This window comes from Deltaproteobacteria bacterium, assembly GCA_022340465.1.
In the GTDB taxonomy this organism is placed as follows: domain Bacteria; phylum Desulfobacterota; class Desulfobacteria; order Desulfobacterales; family B30-G6; genus JAJDNW01.
Map to the genome: position 1 here is coordinate 1 of JAJDNW010000100.1, position 25,278 is coordinate 25,278.

Sequence of the window (25,278 nt, forward strand, 5' to 3'; positions counted from 1 at the left end):
CGAAATTGACCGGGATCATCATGAAGGGCAGATTGAGCAGACGCTGCCTCGCCTTGAGCATCGATGGCCCGGGAATCTCTTCATGCGGGCTGTGGGAAAGAAAGGCGGCCAGAGGCTTCAAGATCCGGTGCATGATAGCAACCAGCAGGCAACTGCTCAACGCGATCAGAAACAGCAGGCCGAAAAACCGCCGAGCAACGATCCGCCCCCATAAAAAGTGGTCGCCCGGCGCCCCGGGATTCAACTGGTCGAGAATGTATTCGAGGGGGGTAAACATATTGAGGATCACGATCACCGTCAGGCCGATGGCGGTCGAAAGAATGCCGATGACATACAGCCCGGCAAGCGATCTTTTCGATTCAGAAATGTTCTGGGCTTTAAAAGACAAAATGATGGCCTACGAAAAGCAATGGGAATAATCGATTCCTAAAAGCTGAAACGCTCACTCCGGATAAAAGATTTCCGAAAATACCCGGGACCCGGAAAAGCGCTCATCCACCAACAGGGTGGCATCCCTGATCATTTCACCCCGGCCGCACAAGTAAAAGTCATACACACCCGCTTCGATGCGGGTGCGCATGTAATCGGTTACACGCCCGTCGAAGCATGCCGGCATCTGTTGCGAGCCACCGGGAATGCAGGCCACATAATGGCCGGCAGCCGCGGCCATGGTCGTTTGATAATAGAGCTCCTCCGGTTGGCGCACCCCGTGCAGCAAGGTAAATCCGGCAATACCGGACCTGGCCATGGCGCAGAACGGGGCGATGCCGGTTCCCGTGCTCACGCAAACGACGCTCCGACCGGATAGATTAAACTGAAAATAGCCCGAAGGCCCTTCGATCCGAAGTTCGGTGCCGAGAGCACACGTCGCCAGCCACGCGCTCATCCTGCCTTCCGGAACATGGCGAATGCACAGGCGGATGACCGGTTCCGAAATACCGGAGGCGATGCTGTAATCTCTACTGATGCCGTCACCGAGAATATTGATCCGCTGCCCGGCTGAAAAAATGAAATTGTCGGGTCGCGTCAACATCAGTTCGAATGCCTTCTGCGACAGCCACAAACGCTCCTCGATTGCCGTGGTATGGACGATTGTTTTCATGGGGCGCTGCATTAGGTCCCCGGGCACCCAGAGCCCGGTACCGAAGTCTGCGATTGTCTGCGGTTAATAATCATTTTCTGCGTTCTCTGCGCGCTCTAACGAAGTGGGCGAGAGATATACTCGCTAATCCAAATAACCCAACAAACCCACTTGCACGCTAACCCGACCACCGACAGCTTACATCCATCCGGCCGGATTCTCACCGCCATTCGATATCCGACTCCCCCTGTATCTGATTGCAATACCGGGCCAGGACAAACAGGTAATCCGACAAGCGGTTCAAATAGCTTAGAATCGTCTCGTGGACACGGTCCCGGGCCGCGGCGTGGTCGTTTCTGAAGATTCGCACGGCCTGGCGTTCGGCCCGCCGGCAGACCGACCTCGCGATATGGGCCCAGGCAGAGGTCATGTGCCCCCCCGGAAGAATGAAGCGGGTGAGGGTCGGCAGGGATTCCTGCAGGGCGTCGATATGCTTTTCCAAAGCGGCAACCCTCTCGTCCTCAAACACCTCGATCTGTTTTGCCGCCGGAGAGCCCGGTGTGACCGCCATCCAGGCGCCCACCACAAACAGCTCGGCCTGGATCCCCCGCAGGGTTTCAATCAGTGCACGCCGATCCGGCGGTAACGCGGCCGCCAATGCACCCAGAATCGAATTCAGCTCATCCACGCTACCGTAGGCTTCGATTTTTTCATCGTCTTTGGCGACCCGCTCGCCACTGAACAGACCTGTGTTTCCCCTGTCGCCGGTTCGCGTGTATATGTTCATTTGACTTCCCTTCTTTCTTTTAACCCGGATAGACCGCAAACAATAACATCTGATATCAAACTGATAGACAATTTCAAATTGCCTACCGCAATCGATCATTCCCGTCAACACGATACCAACCATTTCCTGAGGATTTGTCCACTGCGGCTGATTCGTTTCTCCAAGACCGTCATCACCGTTTCACATACGGGCTTGCATTTTTCCTGTTTTTCATTATAAAGACATTTCTATTTTTCAGGAATCGAGATGAAAATATCCTATATCTGGTTCGACATCGGCTACACCCTTCTGCGCATGAAGCGGGAAGTCACCTATCGCCAAGCCCTGAAAACGTTTGGTGAAGATATTTCCGTGGAAATCCTGGAAAGGGAATTTCACTGGGTGGACAAGCTGTTCATGCGGGAATACCCCGGTGTATTCCTGAAGGGCAGAGGGGTTTACATGCCCTGGTTTCTGGGTGTTCTGAATTACCGCCTGGGCATCAGCCTCGATGTTGCCGAAGTGGACAAGTGCTGGGAAAAAATCCAGCTTGCAACCGAGGATTACTGGATCCCTTTCGGCGATGTGCACGAGGTGCTGGGGGAATTGAGAGACAGTTCCCTGCGCATGGGGGTTATCTCCAACTGGGACCGTTCCGCCAAGTACCTGCTGAAACGCCACGGCCTGATCGGCTATTTCGAGCACTGCATCATCTCCTCCGAAGTCGGCCTCGACAAACCCGACCCGGCCATTTTCAATCTTGCCATGCAACAGGCTGAAGCAGATCCCCGGGAGTGTGTTTATGTGGGCGACAACTATTACGACGATGCCGTGGGCAGCCGCCAAGTAGGCATGCAGGCCCTTATCTTGAACCGTTTCGGCACGCTCGGTGTGGAGGAGATCGATGATGCGCCGATCATTCAGAACCTGGGCCAGATAAAGGACTACATCGCCTAAACAGCAACGTTGCATAAACAAGGGGAGAAATCATGCCTGAACCCATCATCGGCATCGATCGGGGGGCGTCCTTCACCGACCTTGCCGTTCTCAGGGGCAGGACTCTCATCGACCGCCGGAGCCTGGAGACAAGAGACTGGACCGCTATCACGGCCGCCCTGGAAGAACTGCGGGAAAAACACCCGCGCAGCCATCTGGCGTTCAGCGGCGCTGCCAGCGGCATGCCGCCGGGCATCGTGGAACGCGTCACCGTGGTTCCGGAAATCGATTCCATCGGCCTGGGAGGCGCCACCCTGGCGGGCACCCGGAAATGCCTGGTCGTCAGCATGGGAACGGGAAGCGCCATGGTACACGTGGATCAGGACGAGGTTACCCATATGGGGGGAACCGGCGTGGGCGGAGGCACCATCAAGGGTCTGGGAAAGCTCATCTGCGGCAGCGAAGACGTTCACAACCTGGAACGGCTCGCCCTCGAAGGCAATGCCGCCCAAATGAACCTGACCATCGGGGACCTGGGGCTGAATGACCTCAGTTTCCTGTCCGCCGATGCCACGGTTAGCAATTTTGCCGGCATCAAATCCGACGAAACCGAAGACAAAGCCGCCGGTATTCTGTCCCTGGTGGCGGAGACCATCGGCATTATCGCCTCCCTGTGTGCCTTGCACGCCGGCTGCGGCGACCGCATCGTCGCCGTGGGCAAGGTCGCCGCCAACCGGCACATCCGGCACACCCTCGATTTGGTCGGCGCCCTGTACAAAACACGGTTTTCGTTTCCCGATAACGGAGGCTGTGCCACGGCCTATGGTGCGGCGATCAAGTACATGAGCATGGCATGACCTGGATGTTATTTGCACTTCATGCGTCAGCGCTAAATTTGAAACGCTCAACTCGGGTAAAAAGGAGCACACCATCAAACTGACCATCATCGGCTGGTGGGGAGCGTACCCGGATGCCGGACAGGCGACTTCGGGCTATCTGCTGCAAACCGGCGGAAAAAACATACTGCTCGATTGCGGCTCCGGCGTTTTGGGGCGGCTCCAGACATACCTGGCCCTGGAAAACATCGACGCGGTCGTCCTGTCCCATTATCATCACGACCATGTGGCCGATCTGGGCTGTCTGCAATATGCCGCGCGGGTCCTGATGGACCTGGGAAAACGCGGGAAACCGCTGGACATCTACGGGCATGCCGAGGATCATCATTTCGCGTCCCTGAGCTATCATGCGTTTTCCATCGGCCATGCCGTCGACACCGAAAATGCGCTTCTTCTGGGTGAAACCACTTTTTCGTTCTGGCGCAATGTCCACCCGGATCCCTGCTATTCCATGCGCATCCAAGCGGACGGCCGGGTGCTGGTCTACATATCCGACACCGAGTGGCACGACGGATTGGTGGAAGCGGCGCAGGACGCGGATTTGCTGATATGCGAATCCAGCCTTTACAATGAGTACAAAGGCGTGGTAGGCGGACACCTGACAGCCGGTGAAGCCGGCACGATTGCAGAAAAGGCCGGGGTGTCGCGCCTGGTGCTGTCGCACCTGCCGCACTTCGGCCGCCACGCGACCCTCGCCACCCAGGCGGCCGAGGTTTTTCACGGGCCGGTCGAACTGGCCGAGACCGGTAAAAGCTGGGAACTGTAAAAAGCAATGGCATATTGGATTGGTGGGGTAATGAGTGATGGGTAGCGGATAGCTTTTTTTCAGGCCATAATACTTTAAAAAGCACTAGCACGACCGCCATCGAAACCAATATTCCAATACGCCAACACTCCAGTATTCCAGAAAATTTGTTTGTGGCCAAGCCTAATGGCTCTGACCTGGCCCAGAGGGCCACGTTTCAAATACTGGAATGAAAAAATAGCACATCCGATATTGGATGTTCATTATCAATACAGGGGACTATTGCCATTTTACTCTTTGCGCTCAGGCGGTTCGGACGTCTAATTCTGACGGTCCTGATCATATCGACCATCGTCTTCCTGGTAATCAGGGTCATCCCGGGCGACCCGGCCCTGACCATTGCCGGCGTGGACGCGTCGCAAAGCGATATCGCCGCCATCAGGGCCAGGCTGGGCACCGACCAACCCATGTTCAATCAGTATCTGCAGTGGATCTGGGACGTGTTCCGGTTCGATTTCGGCCACTCCATGACGTCGGGCCGGGCGGTCAGCGACCTCATCATGGAAAGGTTCCCTCTCACGCTGACCCTGGCGGTGCTGGGCATTGTGCTTTCCATCTTCATCGCCATCCCCTTAGGCGTCATATCGGCGGTCCGACGCTGGTCTTTCTGGGACTACATCGGGATGCTCTTTTCCCAGGCAGGCATGGCCATCCCCAGTTTCTGGCTGGGAATTCTGCTGCTCCTGCTTTTGTCTATCAAATACAGGGTGTTCCCGCTTTTTGGCTCGGGCAGCATCATGCACCTGATTCTTCCGTCGATTTCCCTGGGGATAGCCCGGGCGGCCGTGCTGCTGAGGCTCACCAGGGCTTCCATGGTGGAGGAACTCAGCAAGGAATACGTGGTTACGGCCAGGGCCAAAGGCCTCACCGAAGGGATGGTCAACTACAAGCACGCTCTTAAAAACGCCCTCTTGCCGGTCATCACCATCGCCGGCATTCAACTCGGTTACATGCTGGGGGGGGCGATTATCATCGAACAGGTGTTCTCCCTGCCGGGTCTCGGGCGCCTGTTCCTCTTTGCCGTGTATCAGCGGGATTTTCCCCTGATTCAGGGCGGCGTCGTCTTCGTGGCTTTTGTTTTTTCGTTCATCAATTTTGCGGTGGACATCCTTTACAGTGTGCTAAACCCCAAAATCCGAATCAGTTGATTTTACCTTGCCTGTGGAAGTCTCCGACTCGTGCAAAATCAACTGCGGGTGCATGAAATTTGATGAACATATTAATTTGAACCGAGATAGCGAGCGCATTCCCTGCAGCTTGCTGCAGGGTAAGCGAGCGAATCATAATTGATAGAATTCCTTACGGTGAAGATTCCCCTTAAGCTTGCTGCGGGGAGTGCTCAATATCGTGAACCGATGATGAATGCATCAAGCAACAACTTGCTGGAAATAAAAAACCTGGATGTCAGCTTTGTGCAGCGACGGGGGACGGCGCATGCCCTGAGGGGGATCGACCTTTCCATCGCGGCGGGCGAAATCCTGGCTCTGGTGGGTGAGTCGGGCTCCGGAAAAACGGTGACATCCATGAACATCATGGGACTCGTCCCCATGCCGCCTGCCCGGGTCAACGCCGGCAGCCTGCTGTTCAAGGGCAGCGACCTTATCGGAAAATCCCATGCGGAAATGCGTAAAATAAGGGGCAATGAAATTGCCATGGTATTTCAGGAACCGGCCAAATACCTTAATCCTTCCCTTAAGATCGGGGAGCAGATTACCGAAATGCTGGTACTGCACCAGGGCATGTCCAAGAAACAGGCCGTGGAAAGAGCCCTGGAATGTCTCGATGTCGTTGGGTTGGGAAAAAGCCGCCGGGTGCTGAACAGCTACCCGCACGAGCTTTCTGGAGGCATGAAACAGCGGGCCATGATCGCCATGGCGATCTGCTGCAACCCCTCCCTGTTGATCGCCGACGAGCCCACCACGGCGCTGGATGTCACCCTGCAGCTGCAGATTTTGAAACTGATCCGCAGCCTCAAGGCGAAATTTTCCATGGGCATCCTTTTTATTTCCCACAACCTGGGCATCGTAAAGGAAATTGCCGACAGGATCTCGGTCATTTACGCCGGCAAAATCGTCGAATCGGCCCCTAACAGGGATCTGTTCGGGAGCACCCTGCATCCTTACACCAGTGCCTTGCTGCAATCCATTCCGGATGCAGGCAAAAGGGGCCACCGCCTGCGGGCCATACCGGGCAGCGTCCCGGATGCAGAGGCCATCCCCGCAGGTTGCAGCTTCCATCCGCGCTGTCCACTGGCAAAAGAAATTTGTGCCCGGGAAATGCCCCTGACCAGGGAATACGGCCATGGCCATTCGGCGGCCTGCCATATGGTATAAAATCGTGTTCCACGATTTTATTAAACGCGACTTCGTCGCTATTTGAAACCGGTATAAAGCGGAAGAGATACGTTGAAGCGCTTCGTCGAAATAAAAAACCTGGAAAAAACCTATTACGGCCGCGGCATCCTCAAGCGGGGAAAAAATGCCGTCAAGGCCGTGGACAGGGTCAGCCTGGGGATCGAAAAAAAGAGTGTTTTCGGCCTGGTGGGCGAATCCGGGTGCGGTAAAACCTCGCTGGTCAGGTCCGTATTGTACCTCGATCCCCCCACCGCCGGTGAGGTTTGGGTCGACAACACCCTGCTCGGGGATCTGTCCCGGCGCGGTCTGAGGACCTTCCGGCGGCGCATGCAGATCGTTTTCCAGGACCCCAACAGTGCCCTCAACCCTAAAATGAACATTCAGGACAGCCTTGAGGAGGGGCTTGTCAATCGCGGCATCGATGCCGTCCAGAGAAAAAAACAGACGACACGCATGCTGGACCTGGTGGGGATTTCCCCCTCGCACAGCGCTCGGTACCCGCACGAGTTCTCCGGCGGCCAGAAACAGCGCATCGTCATCGCCAGGGCCTTGTGCATGGAACCGGACTTTCTGGTGCTGGATGAACCGGTATCCAACCTGGACGTGTCCATCCAGGCCCAGATTATCAATCTTTTGCAGGACCTGAAAAGCGAACTGGAACTGACCTATCTGTTCATCTCCCACGACCTCAATCTCGTGGCCTATCTGAGTGACCGCATCGCCGTCATGTACAAGGGCCGCCTGGTCGAATCCGGTTCCACGGATGAAATCATGGGACGTCCGCTGCACCCCTACACCCTGCGGCTCTTTTCGTCCATACCGGGAATGCAAGCCGATACCGCCCCGGAAGGATTGCCTCCGCAGGCGGAACCCGTCGCGGCAAGTCATAAAAAGACGACCCTCGGCACAGGCGGGTGCAATTACGTCGATTTCTGCCCCATGGGCGACGGGGATTGCACCCTGCGCGAACCGCGGCGGGAGACGATAGCCGGCAGCCACAAGGTTGCCTGCTTCAAGATCGGAAATAACGATTGATTAATATCTATTTTCCTTGAATAATAGTGCCGAACACCTTGGCAATCGACAGTTTAACCGTTCTTCAACAATAAAAGGAGGCTGCCATGAAAAGAACCCTGTTTTTAATCATTGCCTTAACCCTTGCGGTGCTGACCCTGAGCGGGCTCGCCGTGGCCAAGGAGCTCAATTTCGCTCTTTCGGGAAACCCGGATACGCTGGATCCGCACAAAACGTCCGGGACCCTTACCTTTCAGACGCTGAAAAGCGTTTACGACACGCTGGCCGAACCGGACCAATCCGGCAAAATCGTACCGGCCCTGGCCGAAAAGTGGGACATCAGCCCGGACGGCATGACCTGGACCTTCACCCTGCGCAAAGGCGTTGTTTTTCACAACGGCGACAAGCTGACCTCCCGGGATGTCAAAGCCACCTTCGAGCGCATCCAGGCCAAGGAGACCGCATCCCCCAACGCCAATGAATTCGCCGTCATCACCGCCATCGAAACCCCCGACGATATGACGGTGGTGCTCAAGCTTTCGGCACCCTCCGCCCCGCTTTTGGGAACCCTGGCCTCGGGATGGGGCGCCATCCTGCCCAAAGGCCTGATAGACAGCGGCCACGATTTTGCCGCCGAACCCGTGGGGACCGGCCCGTTCAAAATGACCCAGTGGGTCAGGGACGGCAAGATCGTCCTCGAAAAAAACAAGAACTACTGGATGAAGGGCCTTCCAAAACTGGACAAGGTGACCATGCACATCATCCCCGAAAGGGCCGTCCAGGTCCAGGGGCTGATCTCCGGCCAGGTGGATGTCAGCTACATCATCGACCAGGAAGACGTTCCCCTGCTTGAGAGCAGCCCGGACGTGGAAGTCAGGAAGACCCTGACCTCGCTCATCTTGGTCATGCCCATGAACTGCAGCCGCCCACCCCTGGACAATGTCAAGGTAAGGCAGGCCATCACCCAGGCCATCGACAAGCAGAAGGTGCTCGACGTGGCCTACGGCGGCGGCAAGCCCATCGGCACGTTCATGGACTACGGCAACGCCTACTACAAGGACTTCACCGACCTTTATCCCTACAACCCGGCCAAGGCCAAAAAAATGCTGGCGGAAGCCGGCGTGGGCAAGGACACCGAATTAGAAATGTTCCTGCCCCAAAATTATCCGCCGCATGTCAAGGCCGGTGAGATCTACCAGGATATGCTGACCAAAGTGGGCCTGAACGTCAAGATCAAACTGGTGGACTGGTCCACCTGGATCGGGGATGTCTACCGCCAGGCCAAGTACGATTTAACCGTCATCGGCCACACCGGCAAACTCGACCCCAATGGCACCCTCGCCAATTACGGCAAGGAAAAAAGATATGTGCGCTGGGTCAACGCCAAAGCCGCCGAACTCATAGACAAAGCCGCTCAAACAGACGGATTCGAAAACCGCAAGAAGCTTTACGACCAGGCCCTGCAGATCATGGCCGAAGAAGTGCCTTTCATGTTCCTGGGCTCTTCCTACCGCCGCATCGGCCTCAGGAAGAATGTCAGCGACTTCCGCATGACGCCCAGCCTGGACACCTTCGACTTCCGCTGGACGAACGTAAAGTAGAAAAAGAACCCAAGAGGGTAAGAAGGTAAGTAAGCCAACCTTCTTACCTTCTTAAGTTCTCACTTTCTTTTTGAAAAAACGACTTATGAAATCAGACGCTTCAACAATCCTGTTCTACCTTTCGATCCTATTTCTAGTTGTCCTGGGAGTTGCCGCGGCCGCGGCACCCGCCATAGCCCCCTACGACCCGGTGGAACAGAACCTGGACCAGCGGTTTTCACCGCCGGCCGGATCCCACCTGCTGGGGACGGACAACCTGGGCCGGGACGTGTTCAGCCGCATCATCTACGGGTCCCGCTCGGCACTGATAGTGGGAATCGTCGCCGTCGCCATCTCGGTGCTGCTGGGATCGCTGGTGGGATTGGTGGCCGCCCTCTCCAGTGAATTGACCGACAACACCCTCATGCTGCTCATGGACAGCCTGCTCTCCTTTCCCACGATCCTTCTGGCCATTACGGTGGTGTCTTTTTTAGGCTACGGCCTGTTGCAGGTGATGATAGCCATCGGCGTCATTTTCAGTCCTGTTTTCGCCCGGCTGGTGAGAGCCGAGACCCTGGTCATCAAAACCGAGGGCTACGTGGAAGCCTCGCGCTCTTTGGGCAGCCCGGTGGTCAAAATCGTTTTCAAGCATATCATCCCGAACCTCCTGGGCAAGGTGGTTGTTCAGTGCTCCATCACCTTTGCCCTGACCGTGGTCATCGAGGCGTCACTTTCCTACCTGGGGCTGGGGACCCAGCCACCCACCGCCAGCTGGGGACTCATGCTGAAGGATGCCCGCAACTACCTGGCCCTGGCTCCCTGGATGGCCATCTATCCGGGTCTGGCCCTGGCGCTGACGGTCTTCGCCTTCAACATCTTAGGGGACGTGCTTTCGGAAAGGCTGAACCCTAAAATCTAAGAACCCGGGCGAGGCCCGCCCGGATTCTTAAATCGAAAAGGAATAACAGTGAGAATAGGCCTCCTCTCCGACATCCATGTAGACATCAACCGGGACGCCGGCAAACCGGTCATGGAAGGCCTTAAAAAGGCTATCCCATCCAAAAACCTCGACAGGATGATCATTGCCGGAGACATGGCCAGCGACTATGTGTTGACCCTTGCCAGCCTCAGGGAGATAGAAGACGCCACCGGCGTCGAATGCCTCTTCGTGCCGGGGAACCACGATATATGGAACGAAAACCATCCCGGCATCACGGCCTGGGATGCGTATGAAAAGCTGAGGTCGTTCACAGGCAATCTAGCCAACGGCCCACGCGTGTTGACCGGTAACTGGATCGCCATCGGCGACATCGGGTGGTACGACTACTCCTTCGGTAGCCCCGACTATTCCACGGAAGAATTCGACCGCATGCAGATAGACGACCGCCTGTGGCAGGACAAGGTCAAGGCTGTCTGGGACCGCTCCACCGTTGAAATGCACGCCTACTTTTTCGAAAAACTCAAGCGGCAGCTCGACGCCCATCGCGGCAATAAAATCATTCTGGTCATCCACGCCCTCCCCATCCGTGAATTCACGGTCCAGGATCCCGGGCGTTTGTGGTCCTACCTGAATGCCTTTCTCGGCAGCAGTCAATACGGCGCCCTGGCCCTTGAATACGGCGTACGCTATGTTGTCTGCGGGCATGTCCACTACCGCAAAACCGCCCGCATTCGGAAAACCGAGTTTATCTGCAACTGCCTGAATTACAGCGATCAGTGGATCGACAGCGAACCGGACCGGGAGATTGCCGACGTTCTCAAGGTTATCGAAATCGCATGACCCAATACCAAACACTTGCACCGTCCGTTTTTTTTTCGGTAAATAGGCCTCCGCCATCTTCGGCGGCCAATGCAGCGAGCTCCGGCAGAGCCTCAAAATATAGTGAAGGACCATCGAAGGCGCCTGCTCTGCCGTCGAAGCTGATTTGTTTCAAAGAAAACGAAACGATATGCTGATTACCGAATTGCTTACAGAAAATGCGCGTTTATGTGGGAATGAAATCGCGCTTGTGGAAAGGGAACCGCAACACGACAAACGGCGGGTGCTGACCTGGGGGCCTTCGAAGAAGAAGCCAACCGCCTGGCCGCGGGACTCGTGGCGCGAGGCCTGAAGAAAGGTGATCGGGCGGCAGTGCTGATGACCAACTGCCTGGAATGGCTGCCGGTCTATTTCGGAATCCTGAAATCGGGTGCCCTGGCCGCCCCGTTGAACTTCAGGTTCGACGCCGGCACCATCGCAAGATGCCTGGAAACCGCCGACGCCAACGTCCTGATCTTCGGTGAGGAATTCATTGACCGCATTCGCAGCATCAAGCCGGATCTCGACCGCTTTGTGCAGATCTATATTTTCGTCGGTTCCGTTGACGTCATACCGGAATTCGCCGTCCCTAACCGCCAATTCGTGACTGCTGCCAAAGCGGACCTATGCCTTGACGAAAAAAGCCTGTCTCGTTTTTGTGAGGCGCTCCCGCGCTACAAGCGCCCCAAAAAGTTCTTCCTCGACGACGTCCCGCGAAATCCAACCGGAAAAATAGAAAAGCCTGAACTCCGCAACAAATTCGCCGGAAAAACCGAGAATTGCAGCTTCCCCGCAGCAAGCTGCAGGGAATACGCTCGCTATCCCGGTTCAACCACCTTCGGCTGAAGCCGAAGGCTTAACGACATTCTGAAACGCAAACCGCTATTCCGAAAAAATTTCCCTCTGATTTTGTGTGTGATCGATGATGTAGCGCACATCGAAATTTTCCACCAACTCCTTTCTAAGGGAGCCCATCCGGGACCGTTCGATATGGCGCATACGGATATAAACCTTCCGGCGGTTTTCGGACGCCTGATCGTAGGATGAAAGAATGCTGACCATCTGCCCGCCGTAGCCTCTTATCAGGTCGGCAAGCTCTTTGATGCTGCCCGGCCGGTCTTCGACCAGGCAGGCGACCTGAACGCCGCCGTTCTCAATGCCGGTCAGGGAGGTCAGCACCCTGAAGATGTCCGTCTGGGTGATCACGCCCACAACCGATCGATCGGCAACGGTAACCGGAACACCGGATATTTTTTTGTCCAGAAGCAGCTGAGCCGTTTCCTCCACGGTCCATTGAGGATCCACCGTGATCGGATCGCGGGTCATAATCTCCTCGATTTTTATTTTCGTGAGCAGATACAGGAGTTCATGAATCTCCAGGCTGGTGGCGTCCGATGCGGATGCCTTTTTGAGATCGCGGTCCGTGATGATGCCGACCAGCTTGGAGCGTTGCAACACCGGCAGCATCCGAATGCGGTGCTCCTTCATCAGCGCGGTCGCATTCTGCATGGATTCCCTGGCGTCAATGGTCACGACCTTTTTGCTCATCCAATTTTTAACCAGCATAATGACCTCCTCCACCGTTTGTGGTGGCCGTTTGATCGGTTTGAAGTTCCCAGCCGCCCTGCCGAGAAGCGGACGCTTCGCTTTGCCTCGACAACGGGCGGGAAAGGCGGTCCCCAGCGTTGCAACGATGGGGTTATGGCTCAGGCGGTGCTTCCCGACACCCTATGGATGTTACCCTTTCCGCTTCGCTCGCTTTCGCGGTTCACGTCCCTTCCGTGGAGAGCACCTCGGCCAGACAATCCAGAATGATGCCGGCGGTGAAAGGTTTGGCGACGATCTTCCGAACGCCTGCCTGGATGGCCCTTTGTTCGACGGTTTCCGTAGGATAGGCCGTGATGAGAACCTTGACGGCATCCGGACAATGCCGATCGATTTTACTGATAAATTCGATGCCATTCATGCCGGGAAGCTTGTAATCGGCAATAATGATGTCGAACCTCTGGTCCGCCAGCGCGTCCAGGCCCTCCTCCGCGGTTTCAAGGGCAACGATATGGCAGCCTTCCGACTCGAAAAAAATGCACAGCGAATCTCTGATCCACTCGTCGTCGTCGATTAAAAGGATGCACATCCCTCTCAATATGTGAAAAATATCCATGCACTCACCGGGGTATCTCAAGCTATGTCGTCGGGGAGGTCCGCGGGCAGCGGAATGATGAAAACCGGTTTGTGCGTACGGCGTAAAACCCGCTTAGCCGTGCTCCCCAAAAAGGTATGGGCAATCGCTCCTTTCCCGTGCGTTCCCATGAGGATCAAATCGCAGTTGTATTCACTGGCCGTGCGCAGGATTCTTTCCGCCGGGAAGCCCTCGCACAACTCGATCGACAGGTCAAGCGCTTCATAAGCGGGGTCTTTCCGGGCATTCTCGTCAATCACCCGTTTGAGACGCCCCCCTATGATAGCCCGGGTCTGGGCGATTCGCTCTTCGATGAGGCTTTTTTGCTCTTTTCCGGTAATGTAAACATCCAGCAACGGTACAATATGCGGGTAGACTTGCTCAAGCACGTGCAATATGATGATTTCGGCATGATGGTTTTTTGCGGTGCTCAACGCAAAACGGAGGGCGTAAACCGAATTCGGCGACAGGTCCGTCGCATATAGAATCCTTTTTATTTCCATGGCCATGCATCCTCTCTTTGAGTTTCTGAATTCTGACCTCTGACCTCTGCTTGTTACCATACCTGCCCCTCGCAGCAGCATATTGTATGCCAAAAAACATATTTTTTTATTTATAAAATCAAATCAAGGAGATAGTTAAATCTGCGATCTGAACTCACGCGCATCGGCATCCGGAAGTAGCAATAATTCTATGCGTAGTTTGGAAATATCCCGAAAGGGGCTAGTGGGTAGACAATTTTTTACGGCGGTAGCGGAAGGTGTGATGATTCATGCCCAGAAGCCTGGCAGCCTGACTTTCGTTTCCTCCAGCCACCCTGAGGGCTTTCTGAATATAGCGTTTTTCGATGCCTGCAAGTCTGGATGTGAGGCAAAAGCCTTCTTCCGGGAATTCTTCTTTGCAGTCAGGCCAGTCGGCAGCCACGGCATCCCCCCCACCGTCCGGAAAAGCCGGTTCCAGGTCCGCCCGCAGGAGTTCCGGCCCCCTGGCTACCAAAACGGCCGCCTCCATCACATTCTTCAGTTCGCGGACATTCCCCGTCCAGTTGTAATGCAACAGGGCCTGTTGCGCTTCCGTCGAAATGCCGGAAAATTTCTTTCCGAACCTTTCTGAAAATTCCTTCAGGAAATGCTTTGCCAGAGGAAGGACATCATCAGGGCGCTCGTTCAGGGAAGGAATCTTGACCCGGACAACCCCCAGTCTGAAGTAGAGGTCTTTTCTGAAATCACCCGCTGCCATCATCTTGACAAGGTCCCGGTTAGTTGCCGATACCACCCGGGTTTTAATCTCCATCCGTTGGGAGCCGCCCAGGCGGTAAAATTCACCCGACTCCAAAAAGCGCAGCAACTTGGCCTGGGCCTGCGGGCTCAGGTCACCGACCTCATCCAGAAACAGGGTGCCGTTGGCAGCCGCCTCCACCAGCCCCTGCTTTCCGTCCGCCGAGGCGCCGCTGAAGGCCCCCCTGGCGTAGCCGAAAAGCTCGCTCTCGATGAGATCCTTGGGGATGGCGGCGCAGTTGACGGTGGCAAAAGGAGCCTTCCAATGGGGACTGTTGTAGTGAATGGCGGCGGCAATCAGTTCTTTCCCGGTACCCGTCTCCCCTTGAATCAACACCGGCGTGTCCTGGCTCCGGGCAACGGTTTTGATGAATTCCATCACCTCCCGTATGGCTTTGCTTTCACCGATGAAACAGGGGATGTGCTCCTCCAGGTACCTGCTTTGGAGTGCCTTCACTTCCTTTCGCAGGCGAATGGTTTCCAGGGCATTGCCGATGCTGATCTCCAGGCCCTCCATGTGCAGAGGCTTGACCACATAGTCGTGGGCACCGGCCTTCATTGCGGATATAACCGTGTCGATATCCTCGTACGCCGTGATCATGATGACCAGCACTTCGGGATGTTCGCGCTTGATCTTTTTCAGTGCTTCCAGGCCGGACATGCCCGGCAGGCCGATATCCATGAGAATCAGATCCGGGGGCGCCTTCCTCATCGCGGAAAACGCCTTTTCCGCGGTCGCATAGGCGATCATCCGGTACCGATCCTCCAGGCTCATCAGGATGCTGTCCCGAATGGCCTCTTCATCGTCGACAACGGCAATGGAATAATCAGGCATTGGAAGGGCTTTCCTTTTTGACCGGGATTTCGATCGTAAAAGCCGCACCGCCCAGCCGGCTTTTTCCCAGGCGCAAAATCCCGTGATGGTCGCTGGCGATCCGGTGACAAAGGCTGAGACCGATACCCGTGCCATCCCGCTTGGTCGTGAAAAAGGGATCGAACACCTTGTCGCCAATCTCCGCAGATACACCCGGGCCTGAATCCGACACCCTGATAAATATGTGCTTCCCGGAAGAGCCGGATGACACCACAATTTTTTTATCTTTATCAACGTTGCGCATGGCCTCGGCCGCATTGTTCAACAAATTTAGCACAGCCACCTCTATCAGATTGGCATCGGCATAGCAGGGCGCTATGCCTTTATCCAGGCGATTTTCCATCCGAATGCCGCTTTTTCTCAGTGTGACGGCGGTCAGGTTCATGGCGTCCTCGACCGGTTTGTTGGGATCGATCCGGGAAAATTTAGGCTCGCTGGGTTTGGCGAAATCCATGACCTTCTTGATGACCGACTCGATTTTCCGGGAGGCCGACTTCAACTGGGCGATAATCTGAGCCACCTTGTCCCGGCTGCCAGGCTGATCCACCATTTTCTGCAGTGCCGTCAGGTAGATATTGATGCCGGAAAGGGGATTGCGGATTTCGTGGGCGATGCCTGCGGCCACCCTTCCCAGGGAGGCCATTTTGTCCTGCCTGAAAAGCAACTGTTCCAGTTCCATGATCTTGGTCATGTCGATCACATTCACCAGGATCGATTCCCGGCCCTGATACTCCATCGGTAAAACCCGGCAAAAAACCCGTTTGAGGAGAAGTTCTTCACCATCGCCGGCTTTGATCAACCGGAAATCGAGATCGAATTTGGTACGCTGGCCCGATTGGATGGCCCGGCTTGCCTGCATCACCGTCTCGACATCGTCGGGATGAATGTGGTCATAATCGCCGAGCAGCGAGGTTCTGGGCAGAGGCCCCAGCAACTTTTCCTGCTCCCGGTTTTGATAGACGATCCGGTTGCCCTGAATGATGGAGATACCGGTGATGGTGTTTTCCACCAGATTCCTGAAGCGCTGCTCGCTTCTCTGCAGGGCCTCCTCGGTCCTGTGACGTCTGATCATCTTGCATAGGCGCTCGGCCACCGCTTCTAAAAAATCGGCCTCCTCCTGAAAATAGCCCTTGGGTTCATTGGCGATTTCAGGAGATTCATAGAAAACCTCCAACGACCCGACGGCCAGGCCGTCCGTCGTCAGATCACACATCTGCCTGTGGGCGGTTTCTGCAAAATCCCGGGTCGTGAAGGCCCTGCCGTCGAGCAGAATCCTGACCCGGATATCTTCAGACCGCAGCCATGCCCCGGGAAGAATGTCGACAATATCCTGTATCGTTCTTTCCAGGGAAAGATCCTGCTGTTCGACAATCTTGGAAATCGCAAACAGACAATTCAGCTCTTTGTTCCGTTGGGTCAGTCGGTCGATGCTGTTCTTCAGAACGCCGTCCGGATCTTCCATCGTCTCTTTCCCATGCGGCATTGCGCATTTAGGGCACACAGATTCCCCAGCGTTGGGGTCACCTCCTGCTTGAAGGTGATGCTGCCGTCATATCGATTGCCTTAAGTCTGTTCCGGGCTGAAGAGGTCGTCCCTTATATTTTCCGGCAACCACTCTAACCACACAACCCTGTGAGAGCTCGCATACCGTTAAACTTGTATCTCAGGCGGCTCTCCTTTTCAAGCCGGGGGCTGTTCGGTCGTCGATCAATCTCCCACGTCAAGTTTTTTCAGACTCTGCAGAATTTCACGCGGCGACTCTCCGATAGCCACCTTCATCAGGGATTCGATTTTTTTCTCATCGATATTGCGACGGTTCATAACCTTTTTCTTATAGGCGCTGACGAGCACCTCCAAAAGTTTGTCCAGCTCACACGGCTTCTGGAGATAGGAATAGGCGCCTTTACGCGTACAGTCCGCCGCCGATTCGACCGAACCGTGGCCGGTGAGGATCACGATCTCCATCCACTGGTAGGCCTCCTTCAACCGCTGCAGAGTTTCCTCGCCGTTAATGCCCGGCATTTTCAGATCCACCAGGGCAATGTCGATCGGCTGTTCCTTGGCGGCGGCAATCGCTTTTTCTCCCCGATCCACTGCAATCACATTGAACCCGCGTACATTCAGGCGTTTGGAGATGGAATTGAGGAATTGCTCCTCATCGTCAACAATCAGCAGGTTTATGAGTTTTTCGTTCATTGTAATGCTCCTTGTCAGTTGGGTTTCACCATCACCCGGCAACCTTCCTCAGGGTGAATCAGTGCTCCAGCTTCAACCCCCAGCCTTCGAACATGAACATGACGGCAAATCCATACCACAGGGTGTACACCACATAGAATACCAGGGAAAGGGTGACCACCCCCATGCTGCCGCCTATTTTTTTGGCCTCGATGCCGAAGTAGTTATAGGAACATTCCAGCGCTTTTTTCTCCACCAGGGCGACCATTTTAGCTTCCTTGAACTGCTTTCCGGCTTTGAGACCCTTGTCCATCAGCTTGAAGGCGCTCCACCAGTTGTAGATCACCTGCTTGCCGCTGTAACCGTATTTTTGCTGAAGCGTCTCGGAATCATTGCCGTACATGGCGTCGGCATCGTCCAGGCAGCTTTCGATAATGCGGCCCAGATCACCCGCTACGTGTAAGGATTCACCGTTGATTTTCACCCGGGCTCCGGCTGCCTCGTACAGCTTCGCGCTTTGGGCGGCCGCCCGGTCCGAAGGCATTGGCAGCGTGAGATCTACCGTTTTCCCGGCAAAGGCGCTGTTGGCTTCCCGCACTTCGGGAATGTAGTAGGCCGACCCCTTTGAAATGGAATTGTACAGCGCATCCAGGTACTCCAATCCGTTGTTCCCTTTAAAAACAGGCAGAAAAATGACAATCAGCACCGCGATGAATCCCACCATCATGGCCAGGCCCGTGTAGAATTCTTTTTTATTGGCAATCATGCGTCCACCCCCTCTCCCTTCAGGACGTTGATGTTTTTGAAAAACGTGCCGACGACCCAGACACCGAAGCCGCCGATGACCACAAAAAAGGCCCACACACCGATGGTTTCGAGAACGGCGCCCGTCTGTTTGGAAAGTGGAATGACGCCCATATCGGTCAGCTTTGCGGGCAGGGCGAAGATTCGATTCATGAAGCCCGCCAGCACCGCCATGGCGTAAAAACCGCGAATGGTGATGCCGGGAACGACCTTGGTAACCATGGCCCCTATCTGAATGCCCAGCAACGATCCCAGCAGCATTCCGATCGCCAGGGTGTAAAATATGAACCCGTAAACGGCATACTGGCTGATGGCCGCATAGCCGGCGGTAAAAACAATCTGAAAGATGTCGGTGCCCACGGTGGTCATGGATGACACCCCGAGCACATAAACGAAGATCGGGAACGTCAGAAAGCCGCCGCCGACCCCCATGATACCGGCTGCCAGCCCCACCAGAGCTCCGGAAAGCACTAGAAAAACCCACGAGATTTTGCGCCCCTGAGGCGTCAGATCGAAATCGAACCTGATCATGGGGGGGAGATTGAGGGCCTGCAGCTTTTTAGGCAGGCTGCCGATTTCGGCCCCTTCCGATTTGGCACCGTGGAAGTCGCCGCTGTCGCTGGACTTGCGTGCCTTGAGAAAATCGATCATGGCGTAAAGGCCCAAAAAGCCGAGCATCAGGGAATAGATGGTGGTAATGAAGGCATCGCTTAAAACGGGATTGATTTCATAAAGCACTCGATTGATGATCCCGCCGACGGTGGCCCCGATAATCGCCCCGATTAAAAAGACGGCCGCCAGCGGCACCGATACATTGCCCAGTTTGCGATGGATGACACTGCCCATGATCGCTTTTGCAAAAATATGAAACAGGTCCGTCCCTACGGCCAGGATACCCTTGATGCCCGCACTCATCAATGCCGGCGCGATAATGAAGCCGCCGCCGGCACCGATACAGCCGGTTATCAGACCGGCGCCGAGGCCGATCAGGATGGACACCAGAAAGATGGCATTGGTGTAGAATGCCGGGCTGTACGCCTTTTTCCCCCCGAGAACCTCCGGAAGCACACCGCCGGCATCGCCGGCCAGGACGAACCCGCCCAGGATGATCGGAAGCGTCAACAGGCCCAGGATGAGCAACCGCTTGCGGTCACGCAAAATGGTGAAGGCCGTGTCGATTTCCCATCGGGCATGGGCGCGTGCCCCCATCATCATGAACTTACCCCACTGTTTTAAAAAATTCATCGCTTTCTGCTCCTTTCGCGCTTACCGTGACTACCCTCTAAGCCGATTCTCCGTTGTCGCGGATCGGAAGAGATATAGTGAATGAACTTCCTTGTCCCTTCATGCTTTGGGCCACGATCGACCCGCCCAGGGCCTCGACAATACTCAAGGAAACACTCAGCCCCAGGCCGGTTCCCCTGCCGACCTCCTTGGTCGTAAAAAAGGGATCGAATACTTTTTTTATGTCCGACTCGGACATCCCCGTGCCGGAATCACGGATGGTAATCTCAATCTTATCCTCCCGGGAATGGGTCACGATCGTGATTTTTCCGGTATCTCCGATGGCATCGCCGGCATTGTTGATGATGTTCAAGAAAACCTGTCGAATCTGATCTGCATCCAGGAGTGTCTGGGGAAGGTCGGGATCGTAGTCGCGAACGATTTCGATGTTGGCGACCTTGAATTCGCACGCCTTGACACCGTCGATGACCTCGTCCAGGATGGCGTTGACATTGCAGAGTGACAGGCTGGGTTTGTAGTCATGCCCGAAATCGAGCAATTGCCGCGTAATTTTACCTGCCCTGAAAGCGGCCGACTCGATGATGTCGATCTCCTTGATGATCTTCTCCGGTTCAGCGTCCATACCGAATTCCGGATCGAGCATATCCCGGATCACGCCGCTGGTGGAAGTGATGATGGCCAAGGGATTGTTGATTTCATGCGCCACGCCTGTGGCCAGTTCACCGATAGAGGCCAGTTTGGAGGCATGGAGGAGCTGTGACTGCAGGTTCTGACTTTTCTCCAGGAGCACACGATGGCGGTCCACCTGCTTTTTCGTCAGCAGCACGATAATGAAACCGGTGACACCCAGTAGAATGACCAAACTGGTCATCATGATTTTACGTGCCTGATACATCTGTTCATGGGCGATGGCAAAAGGCTGCCGGACCAGAAGCGCCCAATCGGCTTCCTTGAGCCAGGTGTAGGCGATCAGGATGTCGTCGCCCTCGATTTTCATTTCAGTGACGCCGGCGCCGCTGTTTTTCGGAGGGATGAAGGCGCTCATGCCCAAAAGCGGCCCCCGGTCGGGATCCACAATCTGGTAGCGGCCATCGGCGTTGATCAGTGTGGATTCAACCCCTTTGCCATGACTCAAGGTTCTCAGAAACATGTAGAACTTATCGGGATCCAGCGTGGAGCGCATGACGTGCCACCTTCCGTCGATAAGTTGCTTGGTAGCGATGGTGAAATGAGGTTTGTTCCTGAATCCCAGGTAGATGTCACTGATGTAGTAGTCGCCCGCCTGGCCCATGAGGGTTTGAAACCACTGCTCCCTGCTGTAATCCTTGCCCTGCAGATAAGGAAACGGACCGGCATAGCCTATTTGAATCCCGTCGGCACTGAGAAACCCCACGTCCATGAAAGCGTCGCTGACCTGGCGCAAAAGCTGAAGATAGTTGCCCATCTCGAGGCTGCCGGGATGGATGCTGAACTCCCGGCTGTGAAACAGGTTGAAGAGGTTTACCACTCTTTCCTGAAGAAACAGATCGATGGTGTTGCCCTGGCTTTCGGAAAGAGCCGCCAGATTGAGCTTGTCCGTTTTTGTAAGTGAGTCGGTGAACTGGATGTGAAAGTAGAGGGTAAAAAGCGCGTGGGGCACAATGAAGATGGCGATCAATCCGGCGATCAACCGGATGCGCATCTTCTTGAAATAGCGATCCTCCAGTGAACCACCGGGAGCGGCAACCGTCCCTTCCTTGTTTTCAACCGCTTCACCCTCGTTTCTCGTTTTCATCACCCATCCCGCTCCGTGAGTTGAAGACAGCCTGCAGCCAATCAAATAGCAGATTGCATGCCAACCAGGAGCACAACAGGGATGATGGTATTTTCCCTCTTGATATCGATAGGTTAATTTATGTGATCGTCAAGGCGGTTATCGGGGTGAGAAAGGCGCGTGGATTTTCGAACGCGCCCGGATTTGGAAAGATTTAGAAATGCATTTGGAAAAATTTAGAACCTAGCGCATTTGCCATATATATGTTCCGCTTCAACATTCGATTGGAAGGTGGCGGGCTAGAATTTTTTCAACCGATAGCGAAAGGTGTGCAGGTTCATGTTCAGGAGTCTGGCCGCCTGGCTTTCATTGCCTTCGGCCATGGCAAGGGCCGTTTTGAGATAGTGCTCCTCGAAGGCTCGCTGAAGCTCCGGGAAATCAATGCCTTCTTCAGGAATCGGTGGGTAGGGATCGGGGGTTTCCGCCGGGGTGGGTTGGCTGCCGGCGGTCTCCATCCCCAGGTCCTGAAGCGACAGTTCCGGCCCCTGCCCGATGAGGGCGCCCCGTTCGATCATGTTTTTCAGCTCGCGGACATTGCCTGTCCACCGGTAGCCGACCAGGGCCTGTTCCGCCTCGGAATCGATCCCGGTAAACCGCTTGTCGAACTTGTGGCCGTAGTGCTCCAAAAAATGCTTGGCCAGGGGCATGATGTCCCCGGGGCGTGCCTTGAGGGCCGGCACTTCCAGCTTGATGACGCCCAACCTGAAATAGAGGTCGCTTCTGAAGGTTCCCTGCTCGATCATGGCGTCGATATGCTTGTTGGTGGCAGAGATGACCCGGGTCTGGATGACCTGTTTCCGGGTGCCGCCGACCCGGTAGTATTCTCCGTTTTCAAGAAAGCGCAGGAGTTTTGCCTGGGCCTCGAGATTCAAGTCCCCGACTTCATCCAAAAACAGGGTGCCGTTGGCGGCGTCTTCAATCAGGCCCTTTTTCCCTGCAGGGCCCGCACCGCTGAAAGCGCCTTTCTCATAGCCGAAAATTTCACTTTCGATGAGATCCCTGGGTATGGCTGCGCAGTTGACCGTCACCAACCGCCCCCTGTAGTTGGGGCTGCGGTAGTGCAGTGCCTCGGCCAGCAGCTCTTTTCCCGTCCCGGTTTCGCCAAGAATCATGACGGGCGTATCCGGGCTTTTCGCCACCCGGCCCAAAAAACTCATCATGTCCTGAATTTCATCGCTTTCACCGATAAAGCAGGGCAGGTTCTCCTCGATATAGCGTTCCTGAAGGTCCCTGACCTCCTTGCGCAGACGGATGGTGTCCAGGGCGTTTTTGATTGTCACCTCCAGGGCATCCATCTGGATCGGTTTGACAATGTAGTCATAGGCGCCGGTTTTCATGGCGGAAATAACGGTGTCGACCCCTTCGTAGGCGGTAATCATAATGGCCAGCAGGTCCGGGTGCAGGCGCTTCATGATCTTGAGCGCTTCTATACCACCCATACCCGGAAGACCGATATCCAGCAGAACCAGGTCGGGCAGTTCACCGGGAAGGGCTGCCAGCGCGCTTTCGGCATCACAAAACGTCGCCACCCGATAATCGCTTTCAAGAGCCGATGCCAGGCCTTTGCAGATGATCTCTTCGTCATCGACGACAAACAGCGAATAAGGCTTCATTAACGCTTCCTTTACATGGAATCCGTGCGGTCATATTGCCGCTGACGGATAGGTATTTTGACCGTAAAAACGGCCCCCCCCCATTCACTGGTCCCGGCATCCAGCGATCCGCCGTGATCCGTAATAATGCGGTGACAGATGCTGAGTCCGATGCCGGAGCTGTTGTCTTTGGTGGTGTAGAAGGGGTCGAAAATGTTGGCCATGATCTGTTCGGCGATCCCCGGGCCGGAATCGCTTACGGTAATACAGATGGAATCCCCTGCCGGCCGCGTGGTGATTTTGATCTTTTTCTCTGCCGTCATGGAGGCCATGGCTTCCGATGCATTGGCGATCAGATTGAGGATGACCTGTTCGATCATGTGAGGATCCGAGCGACAGGGCGGCAGATTCGGATCCAGATCCGCTTCGATGCGAATGCCCTTTTTATTGAGCGTCAGCGATGAAAGATCGACGGCTTCCTTCACAGGCAAATTGATTTCCGTCAAAACAAATGCCGGCTCCCCCGGTCGGGAAAAGTCCATGACCCGTTTGATTACGGCTTCGATCTTGTTGGAGGCCAGTTGAAGTTGAGACAAAATACCGGTGGACTCCTCGGCATGCTCAGTGTTTGAGCACAATTTATTCAGCGTTTTCAGATAGATATTAATTCCCGATAGCGGATTCCGGATCTCGTGGGCAATTCCGGCCGCCACCCGACCCAGCGACGTCATCTTGTCCTTGATCCTTAGCAGCTGCTCGAGTTCCTTGGCGCGTGAAATGTCCATCAAGTTCAATAGGATGGCCTCTTTTTCACGGTGTTCGATCCTGCAAACCCGGCAGTGAAGCCATCTGAAATCGAAGGCGGCATCGGTGTCCCCCCGGCGGCCGAACCTGAATTCGATGTCGGTCCTCGGCAGGCACTCCCTTGTAAAATCGGATATCGTGCGCTCGACACGCCCGAGGTCATCCGGGTGGATCAGTTCCGAATTCGGCGGAATCAACAGGTTCACGTCTGAACCGAAAATCCGTTCGTATTCCGGGTTGCTGTAGACGATCCGGCCGTTCTGCACAATGGAAATGCACGTCAGTGAATTTTCCACCAGGTTGCGGAAGCGCCGCTCGCTGTTCTCGAGCGCCCTGCGGTCTCTTTTACGTTCGATAATTTTTCCCATGCGCAGAGCTGCCGCTTGCAGAAGCTGCGCCTCTTCTTTATGAAAGACGCCGATGGTATCGAACGGACGCTCCTCCAGGTAGCCCACCTCCAAAAGGCCGATGGCTTGATCGTCGACATGGATAGCCCGGGAAAGATGCCAGTCGGTGCGACAATAGTTTTTCGTCTGATAGGTAAAATCTTCCAACTGGATTCTGGCCCAGGCAATCTCGGGATACTGCATGGCCTCCGGCAGCATGTCGACGCCGCCGCTCAGGATCTCCTCCAAACCGATCTTTGGTTTTTCCACAAGCTTGGAAAAGGAAAACAGATAATTCAACTCATTGACCCGTTTTTCAAGGGCGGCATCCGCCCTGCGATGGGCCTCTTCCCGCTTGAGCCTGTGAATGCCAAAGGCGACATCACCCGCTATTTCATCGATAAGCGCCCGCTCCACATCGTCCGAAACCAGCTCCTTGGGAATCGAGATACACAGCAGACCATATACCCCCCCCCCGTGCATCAAGCGCACCGTGGCCACCCCCCACCCGCTGTGGGCCTTTGACAACGGACAGACACCGCAGGCTTTGGACGGATTCTCCACCCACACCATCTCCTGCCGGGACAAGGCCTTGCGGATACAGGGAATCGTCTCTTTCGGGCTGCCGGAAGTTACGGCGGCTTCGAAGTCACTGCCGATCCCCGCTTCGGCACAGGATTCGGGTTCTCCGTCATCATTCAGCAGGATGATCCAGGCCTTGTCGTAGGTGCGGCTCCTGATCAGCTCACGGCAGACGGCCTTCAGCATCGGGCCAAGCGCCTCCTCCCGGATCAGCAACCGATTGATTTTTCGGATGGTTCTAAGGGCGTCATTCAGGTGCTCGATTTTTGATACGTTCATTGCCATGCGATAAGGTTCGACCCTTTCCAAAGATGCGG

Annotated in this window: 24 protein-coding genes; 10 read left to right on the forward strand and 14 right to left on the reverse strand. The window is 55.3% G+C overall.

What is annotated here, in order from left to right:
- The 3 genes from LJE94_14610 to LJE94_14620 all read right to left on the reverse strand — a co-directional run.
- Positions 1–388, reverse strand: a 388-nt coding sequence (locus LJE94_14610) for a hypothetical protein (GenBank protein ID MCG6911339.1), incomplete at its 3' end; no start/stop codon positions are given.
- 54 nt (positions 389–442) lie between these two features.
- The gene (locus tag LJE94_14615; protein ID MCG6911340.1) at positions 443–1,102 is read right to left on the reverse strand and encodes a hypothetical protein; all 660 of its coding nucleotides are present in this window, start codon (positions 1,100–1,102) and stop codon (positions 443–445) included.
- A 199-nt stretch (positions 1,103–1,301) separates the two neighbouring features.
- Positions 1,302–1,868: a cob(I)yrinic acid a,c-diamide adenosyltransferase gene (locus LJE94_14620; protein MCG6911341.1), complete on the reverse strand. Its 567-nt coding sequence runs from the start codon at positions 1,866–1,868 to the stop codon at positions 1,302–1,304.
- Positions 1,869–2,114: 246 nt separating this feature from the next.
- On the opposite strand from LJE94_14620, the gene LJE94_14625 reads away from it, so the two are divergent.
- From LJE94_14625 to LJE94_14670, 10 genes are all read left to right on the forward strand, one after another.
- Positions 2,115–2,804, forward strand: a complete 690-nt coding sequence (locus tag LJE94_14625; protein ID MCG6911342.1) for an HAD-IA family hydrolase — start codon at positions 2,115–2,117, stop codon at positions 2,802–2,804.
- A gap of 32 nt (positions 2,805–2,836) precedes the next feature.
- Entirely contained in the window at positions 2,837–3,640 is an 804-nt protein-coding gene (locus tag LJE94_14630) for a hypothetical protein (protein ID MCG6911343.1), read from the forward strand.
- 88 nt (positions 3,641–3,728) lie between these two features.
- A complete protein-coding gene (locus LJE94_14635; protein ID MCG6911344.1) occupies positions 3,729–4,445 on the forward strand; it encodes an MBL fold metallo-hydrolase in 717 nt (238 codons plus the stop codon).
- A 266-nt stretch (positions 4,446–4,711) separates the two neighbouring features.
- Positions 4,712–5,632 carry an ABC transporter permease gene (locus LJE94_14640; GenBank protein ID MCG6911345.1) on the forward strand — a complete coding sequence of 307 codons (921 nt, stop codon included), beginning with the start codon at positions 4,712–4,714 and terminating at the stop codon, positions 5,630–5,632.
- A 207-nt stretch (positions 5,633–5,839) separates the two neighbouring features.
- Complete coding sequence (locus LJE94_14645; GenBank protein ID MCG6911346.1) at positions 5,840–6,817, forward strand: ABC transporter ATP-binding protein; 978 nt, start codon at positions 5,840–5,842, stop codon at positions 6,815–6,817.
- Positions 6,818–6,889: 72 nt separating this feature from the next.
- Positions 6,890–7,873, forward strand: coding sequence for an ATP-binding cassette domain-containing protein (locus LJE94_14650; protein MCG6911347.1), 984 nt, complete (start codon positions 6,890–6,892; stop codon positions 7,871–7,873).
- A gap of 86 nt (positions 7,874–7,959) precedes the next feature.
- A complete protein-coding gene (locus LJE94_14655) occupies positions 7,960–9,453 on the forward strand; it encodes an ABC transporter substrate-binding protein (GenBank protein MCG6911348.1) in 1,494 nt (497 codons plus the stop codon).
- Between the two features lie 85 nt (positions 9,454–9,538).
- Positions 9,539–10,351, forward strand: coding sequence for an ABC transporter permease (locus LJE94_14660; protein ID MCG6911349.1), 813 nt, complete (start codon positions 9,539–9,541; stop codon positions 10,349–10,351).
- A gap of 48 nt (positions 10,352–10,399) precedes the next feature.
- Complete coding sequence (locus LJE94_14665; GenBank protein ID MCG6911350.1) at positions 10,400–11,212, forward strand: metallophosphoesterase; 813 nt, start codon at positions 10,400–10,402, stop codon at positions 11,210–11,212.
- Positions 11,213–11,482: 270 nt separating this feature from the next.
- Positions 11,483–12,076: an AMP-binding protein gene (locus LJE94_14670; protein ID MCG6911351.1), complete on the forward strand. Its 594-nt coding sequence runs from the start codon at positions 11,483–11,485 to the stop codon at positions 12,074–12,076.
- Positions 12,077–12,112: 36 nt separating this feature from the next.
- Here the strand turns inward: LJE94_14670 and LJE94_14675 are convergent, their stop codons facing one another.
- The 11 genes from LJE94_14675 to LJE94_14725 form a co-directional block, all read right to left on the reverse strand.
- Positions 12,113–12,796 carry a CBS and ACT domain-containing protein gene (locus LJE94_14675; GenBank protein ID MCG6911352.1) on the reverse strand — a complete coding sequence of 228 codons (684 nt, stop codon included), beginning with the start codon at positions 12,794–12,796 and terminating at the stop codon, positions 12,113–12,115.
- 202 nt (positions 12,797–12,998) lie between these two features.
- Positions 12,999–13,391: a response regulator gene (locus LJE94_14680; protein ID MCG6911353.1), complete on the reverse strand. Its 393-nt coding sequence runs from the start codon at positions 13,389–13,391 to the stop codon at positions 12,999–13,001.
- A 17-nt stretch (positions 13,392–13,408) separates the two neighbouring features.
- A complete protein-coding gene (locus tag LJE94_14685) occupies positions 13,409–13,912 on the reverse strand; it encodes a universal stress protein (protein ID MCG6911354.1) in 504 nt (167 codons plus the stop codon).
- Between the two features lie 220 nt (positions 13,913–14,132).
- Complete coding sequence (locus LJE94_14690) at positions 14,133–15,521, reverse strand: sigma-54 dependent transcriptional regulator (protein MCG6911355.1); 1,389 nt, start codon at positions 15,519–15,521, stop codon at positions 14,133–14,135.
- Positions 15,514–17,022: a PAS domain S-box protein gene (locus LJE94_14695; GenBank protein MCG6911356.1), complete on the reverse strand. Its 1,509-nt coding sequence runs from the start codon at positions 17,020–17,022 to the stop codon at positions 15,514–15,516. The genes LJE94_14690 and LJE94_14695 overlap by 8 nt, the downstream gene beginning before the upstream one ends.
- A gap of 245 nt (positions 17,023–17,267) precedes the next feature.
- Complete coding sequence (locus LJE94_14700; protein MCG6911357.1) at positions 17,268–17,756, reverse strand: response regulator; 489 nt, start codon at positions 17,754–17,756, stop codon at positions 17,268–17,270.
- Positions 17,757–17,814: 58 nt separating this feature from the next.
- Entirely contained in the window at positions 17,815–18,501 is a 687-nt protein-coding gene (locus tag LJE94_14705; protein MCG6911358.1) for a hypothetical protein, read from the reverse strand.
- Positions 18,498–19,784: a sulfite exporter TauE/SafE family protein gene (locus tag LJE94_14710; GenBank protein MCG6911359.1), complete on the reverse strand. Its 1,287-nt coding sequence runs from the start codon at positions 19,782–19,784 to the stop codon at positions 18,498–18,500. The genes LJE94_14705 and LJE94_14710 overlap by 4 nt, the downstream gene beginning before the upstream one ends.
- A 37-nt stretch (positions 19,785–19,821) precedes the next feature.
- Complete coding sequence (locus LJE94_14715) at positions 19,822–21,558, reverse strand: ATP-binding protein (protein ID MCG6911360.1); 1,737 nt, start codon at positions 21,556–21,558, stop codon at positions 19,822–19,824.
- 278 nt (positions 21,559–21,836) lie between these two features.
- Positions 21,837–23,210 carry a sigma-54 dependent transcriptional regulator gene (locus LJE94_14720; GenBank protein MCG6911361.1) on the reverse strand — a complete coding sequence of 458 codons (1,374 nt, stop codon included), beginning with the start codon at positions 23,208–23,210 and terminating at the stop codon, positions 21,837–21,839.
- Positions 23,211–23,221: 11 nt separating this feature from the next.
- Entirely contained in the window at positions 23,222–25,246 is a 2,025-nt protein-coding gene (locus LJE94_14725; protein MCG6911362.1) for a PAS domain S-box protein, read from the reverse strand.
- Positions 25,247–25,278: the final 32 nt, after the last annotated feature.